This is a genomic window from Nocardia alni (genome assembly GCF_019038435.1).
In the GTDB taxonomy this organism is placed as follows: Bacteria; Actinomycetota; Actinomycetes; order Mycobacteriales; family Mycobacteriaceae; genus Nocardia; species Nocardia alni.
In genome coordinates, this window is record NZ_JAGPOX010000042.1 from 1 (window position 1) to 12457 (window position 12457).

The following is a 12457-nucleotide window of genomic DNA, read 5'->3' on the forward strand; positions in this document are numbered from 1 at the left end:
TATTCGGTCAGGGCGGTGGTGGAGTCGGGGCGGGGGTCGTGGTCGAAGAGTTCGGGGAGGTCGATGTTCAGTTGCCGGCGGGTCGCGGCGTAGATGGAGCTGTCGCGGACTTCCGGGGATTCCAGGCCGGGTTTGATTTCGAAGACTACGTGGCTGGATTCGGCGCTGAGGGCGTTGAGGGTTTCGAACAGGCTGTGTTCGATTGCCGCTGGTAGGTAGAACAGCACGCCCTCGATCAGCCAGGCGGTCGGCGCGGTGGGGTCGAAGCCGGCCTCTAGGAGGGGGCGGGCCCAGTCCTGGGCCAGATCCGCTGCGATCGGACGTCGTGTCGTTGTGGGGGCGGCGTCGAGTACCGCGTGTTTGAAGGCCAGCACGTCGGCGCGGTCGAGTTCGTAGATCGTTTGGCCCGCAGGCCAATCGATTCGGAAGGCTCGCGTGTCCAGGCCGGCGCCGAGCAGGACGATCTGGCGGGTGCCGGTGCGGGCCTGCTGGATGAGGTAGTCGTCGAAGACCCTTGTGCGCAGGCCGAAGTACCGGGCGAACCTGCCCCACAAGGGATTTGCCTCGCCGCCGGGCACCTGCGCCGGGTGGACCGGCCAGGCCGCGGAAACCCTTGCGGCGCGGACGAAATGCTCGGCGTAGATATCGCCGGCCAGGGAGTCGGATCGGTGGGTCTCGATCGCTCTGGCCGCGGCGACCAGCAGAGCTGTCCGCCCGACACCGCTGTCGACACCGGTGTCCGTGATCTGTGGCATGACGAGCTCCTTCAATCGGTGTGGGGTGGGAGCAGTACGGGTTTGACCACTCGCCCGGTGCGGCAGTCGTTTTCGGCGTCGTTGATCGCCGACAGGGGATAGGTGGTGATCAGCTGGTCGAAGGGAAAGCCGCCGCCGAGCCACAGCGCGATCAGGCGTGGAATCAGGACGCGCGGGACGGCGTCTCCTTCACAGACGTGCGCTATGCGCCTGCCGCGGTCCAGGAGGCCGGGCGCGAGGGTCAGCGGTGCGCGCTGCCGGCTGATCACCGCGAGCGTTCCCCGGGGCAGCAGCGCCGCGAGGGCGTGATTGATCAGTTCCGCGGATCCCGTTGTGTCCAGCGCGAATTGGACGCCGCCGCCGCTGCGCCGCCGGACCTCGTTGCCGATGTCGGGTGCACCGAGCGGGATCGGTATCGCGCCGAGTTTTTCGGCGATGTCGAGTCGTTCGCCGTGCCGGTCCACGGCCAGGACCGTCGCGGAGGTGGCCTTCGCGGCCATGATGGCGGCCAGCCCAACGGCTCCGGCGCCGAAGACGGCGAAGGTGTCGCCGGCGGACATCCGGAATGTCTCGAGTACGGTGCCCGCGCCGGTGAGAAAGCCGCAGCCGAGTGGCCCCAGCAGCTCGATCGGCAGTGCGCGATCGACACGGACGGCGTTGCGGGCACGGACCACCGCGTAGCCGGCGAAGGACGACTGCCCGAACCATCGGGGCGCCAGGCGCCGGCCGTCGCGGTCGGTGAATCGGTGCGCGTCGTCGCGACGTCGGCCGAACAGGTTCAGCGCGGCGAAGGATTCGCAGTAGGACGGTGCGGCTCGCAGGCAATTGCGGCATTGCCCGCACGAGTCGAAACTCAGCAGCACATGGTCGTCGGTCTCGATATCGGTCACCGCGTCGCCGACGACCGTCACGATCCCCGCACCCTCGTGGCCGAGGACCGCGGGCACCGGAGACTGCCCGGCCGAGTAGCGGACGGCCAGATCGGTGTGGCACAGCCCGCAGCCGGCTATTCGGACCAGGATCTCGTCGGCCGCCAGGCGCGTGCGGAGGCTGATTTCCTCGAGGGTGAACGGTGTGTCGTAGTCGCGCAGAACCGCGGCGGTGACCTGCATGCCGTCCCCTACGCGCCGGACTCGGGCCGGTGGATGACCATCGGCCGCAGATTGCCGTACATACCCCACTCGCCGCCGGCGACGCCGACTCCACTGTCCTTGACGCCGGTGAAGGGTTGGGCCAGGGACAATTCCGCGTGGTGGTTGATCCATGCCGTGCCGCATTCCAGCCGATCGGCGACGGCCGCGGCACGGTCGAGGTCTGTTCCCCAGACCGAGCCGCCCAGCCCGAATCGGGTGGCGTTGGCCGCCTGGACGGCGTCGTCGAGGTTCGAATAGCGGATCACCGGCAATACCGGGCCGAATTGTTCCTCGGTCACCACGGCGCAGTCGCCGGGCACATCGGCCAGGATCGTCGGGGCGAAGAAGTAGCCGGGCCGGTCGGGCCGGTCGCCGCCCGCGGCGACCCGTGCCCCGGCGGCGCGGCCGTCCGCGACCAGGTGCTCGACCCGCTCGAGCTGGCGCGCGTTGTTGATCGGGCCGATCTGCGTCGTCTCGTCCAGGCCGTCGCCGACGACCACCTCGCGAGCGCGGTGGGTGAGGGCGGTGACCACGTCGTCGTACAGCCGGGTGGGGGCGTAGACCCGCTTGACCGCCATGCAGACCTGTCCGCAGTTGCGGAACGCCGACCAGAACAGGGTGTCGGCGATCCGGTCGATGTCGGCGTCGTCGAGGATGATCGCGGCGTCGTTGCCACCCAATTCCAGGGTCACCCGTTTGAGCCCGCTCGCCGCCTGCATGGCCACCCTGCGGCCCGTGGCGATCGAACCGGTGAAGGTCACGTGGGCGATGTCCGGGTGCCCGGCGAGCTGGGATCCCAGCGGTTCCCGGCCGGTGACCACCCCGAATACCCCGGGCGGGAGTACCGAACCCAGCACCTGTTCCAACAGTGCCGTCGCCAGCGGCGTGTACGGGGACGGCTTGAGCACCACGGTGCTACCGGCGGCGAGCGCCGGGGCGATCTTCGACGACGCCAGTTGGAGGGGAAAGTTCCAGGGCGTGATCGCGGCGACCGGACCGAGCGAATGCCATCGCAGCTCGGTGTGCACGGCCCGGCCGTCCCGGATCCGATCGGCCTTCGGCGCCAGCCCGGAGAAATGACGCAGCCGTGCCGCCACCCGCGCGACCTCGGCTCGGGACTCCGCCAGTGGCTTGCCCTGTTCCCGGGTGAGCACCGTTGCCAACTCCGCGCCCGCGGCCTCGACGGCGGCGGCCGCGTCGAGCATGGCCGCGGTGCGTCCCACGGGATCGGCGCGCCACTGCGGCCATGCCGTGCACGCGCGCGCGACGACGGTGTCCAGGTCTGCGGGCGAGTGCTGTGGCGATTGTGCGAAAACCTGTCCCGTCGCCGGATTCACCACGTCGAAGACCGTGCCCAGGTGGGCATCCGGGCGCGTCATGATCATCGGATCAGCTCACCGCGACCCTGTGGCGATCCATCTCCGCGCGGAACGCGGCGATCAGGTGCGGCTGGATCCGGCCGGTATTCCGGTCGCCTCTCTCGCAGACCGCCCCACGCACCCCGACGATGTCGGTCTCCATCGCGGTCAGCGCCTCGAGGTGCTCGCTCTTCACGCTTCCCGCCAGCGCGGCCAGCAGGTTCGCCTCGTGGGTCGACTCCACGAAGCGCCTGCACTCCTCGACCGGAAGATGGTCGAACAGGCTCTTGCCGTCCTTGATCGCGGTATCGAGCATCGCCACATCCGAGCCGGACTGTTGCGCGATATAGGGAATCGACAGCGGACTGATACAACCGACCCGATGCGCATCGGCGTAGCCCGAGGCCACGACCAGGGCTTCGGGGTTGTACTCCTTGACCGACCGCCACACCCCGCGCATGACTTCGATTCCCTGAGCGGGGGTTACACAGCCCATCAGCCCGACCTTGATATAGGTGGCACCGGCGACCGCGGCCCCCAGCGCCGCCTGCGCGACCGTGCCCGGCTTGTACGGCACATCGCCCAGCGTGGCCGACACCGGTTTGTCCGCGGGCACGATGGATCGAATCTCCCGTATCACCCACGGATAATTCGCGCCCAGCGACCCTTCATCGGGTTTCTTGACATCGACGATATCCAGAAATTGTGCCGCCTTCGCACAGACGATGGCCTCGTCGACATTATCCGGAGAAATCAACAGACGCATGACACAGCACCTTTCCCGCGCTAATGATTGCATCGTGAGCGCACGACAATGAATGCGCAGTAAACTCGCATCGACGCGGACCTACCGCTGAACTGCCGGTTCGATGTGTTGTATACCGCGAGAGCAGAAGACACTTGTCATCAAGAGAAGATGTCCAAGGATTTGCTTATTACGCCGGTTGCTGCATACAGGGCCCACCCGTTGGCGATATCGTGATTGATAAACAGAACGCATGGCACTACAGAAAAAATATAACACCGACGGTCGCGCCGGAACAAGGACAACAACCGGACCCGTCGATGTCCTCGCATTGGCCTGGATCCGCGGATCCCGGAGATTCGAGCGCCGCAATGAGCCGCGGGCGAGTATGGACAGATGTCTGACAGGTGTCTTACGTAGCGCCCGCACTCCCTGTACGCTGTACGACACAGTAGAACGTGTTCTAATTTGATGGGAGTCGGGATGGACAGCGCCCTGGGCGATCTGGTGTGGGCCGGGTTTCAGAAGCTGGGCTTCTTGCAGTACGCGGGCATGGCGAGCGTCGAGTATCGGGAGGGCCGCAACGTCGTGCAGATCGTGCCCAAGCCCGAGCATCTGAACCACAACGGGGATCTGCACGCGGCGATCCTGTTCGGGCTGGCCGAGACCGTGGCCATGGGTGTGTCGATCTCCGGGATCGTGGATCTGATGGGGGATGCGTTCATCGTGGCGCGGGACGGGCGGATCGAATATCTGGCGCGGGCAAAGGGGGAGGTGGGGCCGATCCGGGCCACCTCGGAGTTGTCCGATGCGGTCGTGGCCGGGATGCGGGCGGATATCCAGGCGGGCAAGGACGTTGAACTCGCCGTGCCGGTCGACATCACCGACAACACCGGGAAGTCCGTTGCCGCGGCGAGTTTCACCGCGGTGATCCGGCCCCGGCGCAAGTAGGTGGCTCAGTAACCTTGGTAGGCATGGCCTTCGGCGACCGCCGCGACGCCGGGGACGCTGTCCAAGGAGCCGTAGCGGGCGATGGCGTAGCGGACTCCGGCGACGATGTTGTCGACCGGATTCCAGACGTCGCCGTGGCCAGGCGCCATATAGGCGTTGAAGGTGCCATCGATGGTCTGCATCAGGCCCTTGGAGGGGTGACCCGCCACGGCGTTGCTGTCGTACAGGTTGATGGCGTGCGGGTTGCCGGCCGATTCATGGGCGATGATCGTCGCGATGGCCCGGGCGTCGATCTGATTCGGGGCGTAGCCCATCTGCAGCAGGATCTGGGTGGCCTGATCGATCCACTGGCCGACATCGCCGGTCGGCACCGGTTCCAGGGATTCCTGGGCGGCGGCGTTGTTCTGGGGTACATAGCTGCTCGCGTCGGGCGCGGAGGAGTTCGAGACGGCGCTCGCGGTGGTGACGCCGGGCTGGGCCGAGCTGTGGGGACTGCTCGCGACGCCGGGTTGTATCGTCGGCATTTCCGCTGCGGCGGTGGTGATTCCGGGGACATAGGTCTGGCTGTAGACGCCCCGGTACTGGCCCAGGGCGAGCATCAGCTCGCCACCGGGTGTGCCGCTGGCCAGATAACCCATCGCCGTGTTGACCGGCATGCCCTGATACGTGGACAACAGCCATTCCGCGCAGGTCTGGAGATTCTCGCCCAGGGCCTTGATCGAATCCGAGAGGTTCGAGGAATGGTCACGGATAGTGGCGACGGCGTCGATGGCGGCCTGTTTGCCGGAACCGGTCCAGCCGTCGTCGGATAGCAGCACCAGATCGTCGTGCAGGGTCGACATATCGCTGCGGACCTGATCGGCCATCCAGGAATACTGGATGCCCGCGGTCCGCGCGATCGAGTCCGATCCGTGCAACGACTTTCCGAACTCGTAGAAATCGTCGAAGAGCATGCTCTCGCCCGGGCGGATGGAACTGTAGATGCCGTTGTCGGCATTCGTGACGGGCGGACGATCGAGCGAGATGGTGCTGATCGGCGAGCCCGAGGCCGGGGGGTTGAAATCGGTCGGCGGTGCGCTCGGGGGCGCGGACGGGGTCACGCCGGACATCGACCCGATCCGGTTGAGATCCGAACTCGTCATATGCTCGTGGTTCAGGTAGGTCTGCAATGCCGTGGTGAAGGCGTCGCCCATCTTCTCCATGGTGTTCTGCAACGAGTACATCGTGGAGATGAGCTGCTGCCCCCGGCTGCTGAACATATTTGTCAGCGCTTTTCCACCGGGCTCGTTCGAGAATTGCTTGATATTATCCAGGGAATTGTCCTGGATGTATTTTTGATACCATTCGAGCCGGGAGATCGTGGTCTGGCAATCCTGGATGCATTTCGTGAACAGCTGCAGGTCGACGTTGATCGGATTCAGGCCGAGCGTGCCGTTGTGAGTGTCGGCGTCGACAGCGTCCCACGAATTCGGCTGCCCCTGGTCGGCCGCGGGATCGGTACCGCTCATCGGTGTCCTCGAATCGGCATAGCGTCCTCCCCACCACGGGAAATACTCGCGTTTCGAAGATACCAGCTTGCCGAGCCGGCCGACCAGCCCCTGTAACCGGGGCCACGAACCCTGTGACCGGCGAATCACCCGCCGATCACAGGGAATCGCGCTCAGCGTTCGCTGTCCAGCAGTGCCATTTGCGGTGCGGCATAGCGGGTTCCGGCCACCTGATCGGCGGGCGCGGCCGCCTCGATCGCCGCGAGTTCGTCCTCGGACAGCGTCAGCTCCAGTGCGCCAAGAGATTCGGCCAGCCGCTCGGCGGTGCGTGCGCCGATCACCGGGACGATGTCAGCACCCCTGGACAGCGCCCACGCGATCGCCAGCTGTGCCACGGTGGCGCCGTGGCCTTCGGCGATGGCGGCCAGAGCGTCGACCAAACGCAGGTTGGCCGTGAGGTTCTCGCCCTGGAAACGCGGGCTGTGCGCCCGGAAATCGTCGGGCGCGAACGGGCGGCGGTCGCGCAGCGAATCGCTCAGCAGGCCGCGCGACAGCACACCGTAGGCGGTGATCGCGGTGCCGAGTTCGCGGGCGGTCGGCAGGATCCGCTCCTCGATCGTCCGGGTGATCAGCGAGTACTCGATCTGCAGATCCACGATCGGATGCACGGCCGCGGCGCGGCGCAGGGTGTCCACGCCGATCTCGGACAGCCCGATATGCCGCACGAATCCGGCCTGCACCATCTCCGCGATGGCCCCGACGGTGTCCTCGATCGGGACATTCGGGTCCAGCCGCGCGGGCCGGTAGATATCGATGTAATCCACGCCGAGCCGCTGTAGTGAATATGCCAGGAAATTGCGAACCGCCGCTGGACGGCCGTCGAAACCGCCCCAGCTGTCATTCGGTCCGCGCAGCGCACCGAATTTCACGCTGAGCAGATAATCCTCGCGCTTGCGGTCGGCCAGGGCGCGCTGGATCAGCATCTCGTTATGGCCCATGGCGTAGAAATCGCCGGTGTCGATCAGGTTCACGCCCGCGTCGAGTGCGGCGTGGATGGTAGCGATGGACTCTTTTTCGTCGGCCTTTCCGTACACGCCGGACATGCTCATGCCGCCGAGGCCGATCCGGCTGACGACGGGGCCGGTCGTGCCGAGCTTGGTTGTGTCGATAGTGGTCATACCGAAAATTCTGCGCGCGCTATCCCAGGATCGGGGAGGAGCGCGTATCGGGGGATCGGCGATCCCTGGCTGGGCGATCCGGGCAGGAGGACAGTGGACATATGGACCGCGACGAACTAGCCGATTTCCTGCGCTGCCGCCGCGAGCAGCTGCAACCGGCCGACGTGGGGTTGCTGCCGGGTGTCCGGCGGCGCACGCCGGGCTTACGCCGCGACGAGGTGGCGCTGCTGGCCGGAATGTCCACCGACTATTACACCCGGCTCGAGCAGTCCCGGGGTCCGCGGCCGTCGGTGCAGGTGCTGGGCGCGGTGGCCCGTGCGCTGAGGCTGACCGACGACGAGCGCGATCACCTGTTCCACCTGTGCGGGCATCCCGCGCCTCAACGTGGCGCCGCCGCCGCGCACGTCGGCCCGGGCATGCTGTTCCTGTTGTCCAAGCTCGAGGACACCCCGGCTTGCGTGATCTCCGACCTGAGCGAGACGCTGGCGCAGAACCGCATGCATATCAACCTGTTCGGCGACTTCTCCCGCTACACCGGACTGCATCGCTACCTGCTGTGGCGGCTGTTCACCGAGCCGCAGACCCGCAGCCACTATCCGCAGGAGGACTGGGATCGCCTGATCCGCAGGCATGTCGCGGATCTGCGGGCCACGGCCGCGCGGCGCTCGGGCGACCCCGACGTCGTCGAGCTGGTGACGCGGCTGCGCGCCGAGAGTTCCGAATTCGAGTACCTCTGGGCCGAACACGAAGTGGCGGCGCGGCACTCGGATGCCAAGCGGGTAATCCATCCCGAACTCGGTGTGCTCGACCTGCTCTGTGAGACGCTGGTCAGCCCGACCTCTTCCCAGACCCTGCTCGTGCTGTATCCACGTCCCGGCGGTGATGCCCAGGACAAACTGGATCTGTTGCGCGTCATCGGAACTCAGTCGATGAATACCGAATCGGATTCCGGCGCGGTGGTATACGAGCTGCCCTAAACCACGCGGCGCTTGCGCGGCTTCAGGCGCAGGTTGGGCAGCGGTGGGGCGGGAATGCGCTGGTCAGGGGTGTGCCCGGCGATATCGGGGAAGCGGGCGAGATCATGGGATTCCCAGGCGTTTCGGGCCTCGAGGATCTCATCGTGGCTGCGTGCCACGAAGTTCCACCACATCACCAGATCCTCGCCGAGCGGCTCGCCGCCGATCAGCACGACATGCGCACCGCCCGCGCTGGAGAGCGGCAATTCGCTGCGGTCACTGCCCAGATACAGCAGCGCGCCGGGCGTCACCGGCTGGTCCGCCACGCTCAGCTCGCCATCGATGACCAGCAGCGCGTGCTCGAATTCCGTTGTCAGCGGCAGATTTACCGCGCTGCCGGGGTCCAGCCGCATATCCGCGCCGACGATCGGCGTATACGCGGTCGCCGGGGACCGCACGCCGGCCAGCGAGCCGATCAGCACCCGCGCTCGCAGGCCCGGCAGATCCAGCACCGGCAGCTCGCGATGCTGTTCGAAATGCGGTGCGATCTCGCGCGCGCCCTCGGGTAGCGCGATCCACAGTTGCAGCCCCTGCCCGGCCGGCGCCCCGGTGACGGTGTACTCCGAATGCGCGATCCCGTGCCCGGACGTCATCAGATTCAGTTGGCCGGGCTCGATCTGCACATCGGACCCGATGCTGTCGCGGTGCCGGATCCGGCCCTCGAACGGCCAGGTGACCGTCTGCAGACCGATATGCGGATGCGGGTCGATATCCGGCGGCAGATCATCGCGCGGCGCGGTCGACCCGAAATGGTCCAGGAAGCACCAGGCGCCGACGGTCGGCAGATCCCGCTGCGGGAGCGTGCGCCGCACGAACACTCCGCGCACACCGCCCAGGGGCACTTCGCGCGCCGGATAGCTGTCGGCCCGCGGCCCCGGTCCGGGCGACGCCTCGCACAGCGCCGCCTCGGGATGCGCCTCGAGGTCACTCATGGGTGCACCGCATCGGCGCTCACCTCTGGATGCCCTTGCCGACCACATGCTCATCATATTCCGGGTGCTTGTCCAGCCAGCTCTTGATGTAGGGGCACCGCGGCACGATGGCGCGTCCTCGGGCGATCTCACCCTCGATGGCCTGGCGCGCCAGGATGCCGCCCAGCCCCATGCCGGCGTACTCGGTGTCGACCTCGGTGTGGATGAAGACCGTGTCCTCGTCGCGCTCGCGGTACTCGGCGAATCCGGCCAGTTTATCGTCGTACCACAGCTCGTAGCGCAGTTGCGCGTCGTTGCGGACGACCGAAGTCTGCACTGCCTGCTCACTCATTCAGCTCTCCTTCCGCGCCCGCACCGGATGCCTGCTCATGATCGATACGCGATTGAATGCACCGATGGTCGTCGCGGCCCAAATGACGACGGATACTTGATCGTCCGACATATGTTGCCGCGCAAGAGCATACTCATGCTCGAGAATTTGTTCACCCGGAAGTATGGTGGTCGTCTCGGCCAGCGCGAGCGCGGCGCGCTGTAGCGGCGTGTACAGGTCGGCGCGCCGCCAGCCTTCGAGCACGTCGAGTTGCTGCTGGGTGACTCCGGCCTCCACCGCGGCGCGGGTGTGCAGATTCAGGCAGAAGGGGCAGCCGTTCAGCTGGGACACCCGGACGTTGATCAGCTCGATGAGCACGCGGTCCAGGCCGGCCGCGGTGGCGGCGTGGTGTAGCGCGAGGGATAGGGCGCTGAGCGCGTGATACGCCTCGGGTGTCTGCTTGTCGATCCAGACGCGGGCCGGGGTGGGTTCAGTTTCCATGGCGGTCGCATCGTAATCGTGCTGGGCCGATGACGCGCGGTGCGTGACGTCATTTCAGGGCTCATCGCGCAGTCGCTCGGCGACAGCGCCCAAACCCTCGCCGATCACGGTGAGCTGGTCGGGCGTCAGCACGTCGACGAACAGCGCTCGGACGGTGGCGATATGTCCGGGTGCGGCCTGGTCGAGGGTGTCCCGGCCGAGCTCGGTCAGCACCGCGTAGACCGCGCGCATATCGGACGGACAGGAGCGCCGCCGTACCAGCCCGGCATGTTCGAGCCGGTCGATCTGGTAGGAGAGTTTGCTCTTGGAGTTGAGCATGGCGGTGGCGAGCTCGCTCATCCGCAGCTCACCCTTGGGGGCGGCGGACAGGCGGACCAGGATTTCGTACTGCAGATGGGACAGTCCGGCATCGTGCTCGAGTTGCTGGCCCAGGCGGCGCTCGAGCAGTCCTGCGACGGTGAGAAAGGCCAGCCAGGCACGCTGTTCCTGTTCGTTCAACCAGTGCGGCCGGGACTCACCCATCGTTTCAGGCTACCGCCGGTGCCCGGGGCGGAATAAGCCCCGGGGCGTCTTTGTTCAAATTTGAACGTAAGCGTTCCCGGACTCCGGAGCAGCCATGACACCCACTCTCGGTCCCGTCTCGCAGATCGGCACAGCTACGGTGCGCACCCGCGTGCGCATCCCGCTGATCTTCGGCGACGGATACTCGGCCATGGCCGAGGCGGTCACCTTCGACGGCCTGTCCGACGGTCGCGAACATCTGGCCCTGCTGTTGGGCGAGCCCGGCGCGGTGCCGCTGGTGCGGCTGCATTCGGAGTGCCTGACCGGCGATGTATTCGGTTCGGCCCGCTGTGACTGCGGCCCGCAACTGCGCGAGGCGGCGCAGCGGATCACCGAGGTCGGCGGGGTGCTGCTGTATCTGCGGCAGGAGGGCCGGGATATCGGCCTGTACAACAAGATCGACGCCTACGCGCTGCAGGACCAGGGGCTGGACACCTATCAGGCCAACACGGCCCTCGGCCTGCCCGAGGACGGCCGCGACTACACCGCGGCCGCCCAGATGCTCGCCGCGCTGGGCGTGGGTGAGATCGACCTGCTGACGAACAATCCCGATAAGCCGCGCCAGCTGCGCGCCCTCGGCGTCGGCGTGCGCACGACGGTCCCGACCGATGTGCACGCCACCCCGAACAATGTGCGCTACCTGCGCGCCAAGGTCGAGCGGACCGGGCATACCATTCGATTGATCGGTTGAGAGGTAGACAGACATGACCGATACCGTGAACGCCGAGCGCATGCCGGTGCTGTATTTGTCCCACGGTGCGCCGCCGCTGGCCGACGACCCGCTGTGGCCGGGCCAGCTCGCCGCGTGGTCGTCCGAATTACCCAGGCCCACAGCGATTCTCGTGGTGTCCGCGCACTGGGAGGATGCCCCGGTGACGCTGGGCGCGACGACGACCGTGCCGCTGGTGTACGACTTCTGGGGCTTCCCGGAGCATTACTACACCGTGCGGTACCCCGCGCCGGGTGCGCCCGAACTCGCCGCGAAAGTGCGTGCCCTGCTGGGTGATTCGGTACACGATGCGCCCGGGCGCGGTCTCGACCACGGCGCCTACGTGCCGTTGGTGGAGATGTTCCCCGCCGCCGATATTCCGGTCCTGCAGCTGTCCATGCCCACCCTGGATCCGGTCGGCCTGTTCGAGCTGGGCCGCCGCCTGGCGCCGCTGCGCGAGGAGGGCGTATTGATCCTCGGAAGCGGATTCTTCACCCACAACCTGAGCGAGATGACCCGCGACGCGCCCGACGGTCAGGCGCCGTCCTGGTCCAGGGAATTCGACGACTGGGGCCGGGAAACCCTGGCCGCCGGGGATGTCGACGCCCTGCTCAACTTCCGTCACACCGCACCCGCCGCCCTGCGCGCGCATCCGCGCACGGAACATTTCGCCCCGCTGTTCGTGGCCCTCGGGGCGGGCGAGGCAGACCTGAACACCCGCCGCACCCCCATCGAGGGCTTCTGGTTCGGCCTGGCCAAGCGCTCCATTCAGCTGGGCTGACGGCGGAGTCACAGCCGTCGCACCCTGTTCGGGTGAATGT

General features: G+C 66.9%; 14 protein-coding genes. 4 read left to right on the forward strand and 10 right to left on the reverse strand.

The annotated features are described in order from the left end of the window. The 4 genes from JZ791_RS17825 to JZ791_RS17840 all read right to left on the reverse strand — a co-directional run. Nucleotides 1-755, reverse strand: a 755-nt coding sequence (locus JZ791_RS17825) for an SAM-dependent methyltransferase (RefSeq protein ID WP_216896266.1), incomplete at its 3' end; no start/stop codon positions are given. 11 nt (nt 756-766) lie between these two features. Beyond that, nucleotides 767-1867, reverse strand: a complete 1101-nt coding sequence (locus JZ791_RS17830; protein WP_216896267.1) for an NAD(P)-dependent alcohol dehydrogenase — start codon at nt 1865-1867, stop codon at nt 767-769. Nucleotides 1868-1875: 8 nt separating this feature from the next. Next, nucleotides 1876-3267: an aldehyde dehydrogenase family protein gene (locus JZ791_RS17835; protein ID WP_254205883.1), complete on the reverse strand. Its 1392-nt coding sequence runs from the start codon at nt 3265-3267 to the stop codon at nt 1876-1878. 10 nt (nt 3268-3277) lie between these two features. Beyond that, nucleotides 3278-4012 (reverse strand): (5-formylfuran-3-yl)methyl phosphate synthase, encoded by a 735-nt coding sequence (locus tag JZ791_RS17840; protein ID WP_216896269.1) that lies wholly within the window; start codon nt 4010-4012, stop codon nt 3278-3280. A gap of 462 nt (nt 4013-4474) precedes the next feature. Between JZ791_RS17840 and JZ791_RS17845 the strand changes: the two genes are divergently transcribed. Then, a complete protein-coding gene (locus JZ791_RS17845; RefSeq protein WP_216896270.1) occupies nt 4475-4942 on the forward strand; it encodes a PaaI family thioesterase in 468 nt (155 codons plus the stop codon). Nucleotides 4943-4947: 5 nt separating this feature from the next. On the opposite strand, the gene JZ791_RS45110 is transcribed toward JZ791_RS17845, so the two are convergent. Both JZ791_RS45110 and JZ791_RS17855 read right to left on the reverse strand, forming a co-directional pair. Further along, nucleotides 4948-6450: a transglycosylase SLT domain-containing protein gene (locus tag JZ791_RS45110; protein ID WP_254205884.1), complete on the reverse strand. Its 1503-nt coding sequence runs from the start codon at nt 6448-6450 to the stop codon at nt 4948-4950. Between the two features lie 152 nt (nt 6451-6602). Further along, complete coding sequence (locus tag JZ791_RS17855) at nt 6603-7607, reverse strand: aldo/keto reductase (protein ID WP_216896271.1); 1005 nt, start codon at nt 7605-7607, stop codon at nt 6603-6605. A 101-nt stretch (nt 7608-7708) separates the two neighbouring features. On the opposite strand from JZ791_RS17855, the gene JZ791_RS17860 reads away from it, so the two are divergent. Next, nucleotides 7709-8584: a helix-turn-helix transcriptional regulator gene (locus tag JZ791_RS17860; protein WP_216896272.1), complete on the forward strand. Its 876-nt coding sequence runs from the start codon at nt 7709-7711 to the stop codon at nt 8582-8584. Here the strand turns inward: JZ791_RS17860 and JZ791_RS17865 are convergent. From JZ791_RS17865 to JZ791_RS17880, 4 genes are read right to left on the reverse strand one after another with little or no spacing between them, the layout of a single operon-like run. Then, nucleotides 8581-9555, reverse strand: coding sequence for a pirin family protein (locus JZ791_RS17865; protein WP_216896273.1), 975 nt, complete (start codon nt 9553-9555; stop codon nt 8581-8583). The genes JZ791_RS17860 and JZ791_RS17865 overlap by 4 nt on opposite strands. A 19-nt stretch (nt 9556-9574) precedes the next feature. After that, nucleotides 9575-9886: a GNAT family N-acetyltransferase gene (locus JZ791_RS17870; protein WP_216896274.1), complete on the reverse strand. Its 312-nt coding sequence runs from the start codon at nt 9884-9886 to the stop codon at nt 9575-9577. Continuing rightward, a complete protein-coding gene (locus JZ791_RS17875; RefSeq protein ID WP_216896275.1) occupies nt 9887-10366 on the reverse strand; it encodes a carboxymuconolactone decarboxylase family protein in 480 nt (159 codons plus the stop codon). Nucleotides 10367-10420: 54 nt separating this feature from the next. Further along, nucleotides 10421-10888 carry a MarR family winged helix-turn-helix transcriptional regulator gene (locus tag JZ791_RS17880; protein WP_216896276.1) on the reverse strand — a complete coding sequence of 156 codons (468 nt, stop codon included), beginning with the start codon at nt 10886-10888 and terminating at the stop codon, nt 10421-10423. A 94-nt stretch (nt 10889-10982) separates the two neighbouring features. Here JZ791_RS17880 and JZ791_RS17885 point away from each other — a divergent pair, with 94 nt between their 5' ends. Beyond that, complete coding sequence (locus JZ791_RS17885) at nt 10983-11618, forward strand: GTP cyclohydrolase II (RefSeq protein ID WP_254205885.1); 636 nt, start codon at nt 10983-10985, stop codon at nt 11616-11618. A 13-nt stretch (nt 11619-11631) separates the two neighbouring features. After that, nucleotides 11632-12417, forward strand: coding sequence for a dioxygenase family protein (locus tag JZ791_RS17890; protein ID WP_254205886.1), 786 nt, complete (start codon nt 11632-11634; stop codon nt 12415-12417). Nucleotides 12418-12457 lie beyond the last annotated feature (40 nt).

Bases quoted from the DNA above. Each gene is read 5' to 3' on its own strand.
- JZ791_RS17885 (WP_254205885.1), top strand. From the start codon at position 10,983: ATGACACCCACTCTCGGTCCCGTCTCGCAGATCGGCACAGCTACGGTG.
- JZ791_RS17865 (WP_216896273.1), bottom strand. From the start codon at position 9,555: ATGAGTGACCTCGAGGCGCATCCCGAGGCGGCGCTGTGCGAGGCGTCG.
- JZ791_RS17855 (WP_216896271.1), bottom strand. From the start codon at position 7,607: ATGACCACTATCGACACAACCAAGCTCGGCACGACCGGCCCCGTCGTC.
- JZ791_RS17870 (WP_216896274.1), bottom strand. From the start codon at position 9,886: ATGAGTGAGCAGGCAGTGCAGACTTCGGTCGTCCGCAACGACGCGCAA.
- JZ791_RS17890 (WP_254205886.1), top strand. From the start codon at position 11,632: ATGACCGATACCGTGAACGCCGAGCGCATGCCGGTGCTGTATTTGTCC.
- JZ791_RS17860 (WP_216896272.1), top strand. From the start codon at position 7,709: ATGGACCGCGACGAACTAGCCGATTTCCTGCGCTGCCGCCGCGAGCAG.
- JZ791_RS17875 (WP_216896275.1), bottom strand. From the start codon at position 10,366: ATGGAAACTGAACCCACCCCGGCCCGCGTCTGGATCGACAAGCAGACA.
- JZ791_RS17845 (WP_216896270.1), top strand. From the start codon at position 4,475: ATGGACAGCGCCCTGGGCGATCTGGTGTGGGCCGGGTTTCAGAAGCTG.
- JZ791_RS17840 (WP_216896269.1), bottom strand. From the start codon at position 4,012: ATGCGTCTGTTGATTTCTCCGGATAATGTCGACGAGGCCATCGTCTGT.
- JZ791_RS17835 (WP_254205883.1), bottom strand. From the start codon at position 3,267: ATGACGCGCCCGGATGCCCACCTGGGCACGGTCTTCGACGTGGTGAAT.
- JZ791_RS45110 (WP_254205884.1), bottom strand. From the start codon at position 6,450: ATGAGCGGTACCGATCCCGCGGCCGACCAGGGGCAGCCGAATTCGTGG.
- JZ791_RS17880 (WP_216896276.1), bottom strand. From the start codon at position 10,888: ATGGGTGAGTCCCGGCCGCACTGGTTGAACGAACAGGAACAGCGTGCC.
- JZ791_RS17830 (WP_216896267.1), bottom strand. From the start codon at position 1,867: ATGCAGGTCACCGCCGCGGTTCTGCGCGACTACGACACACCGTTCACC.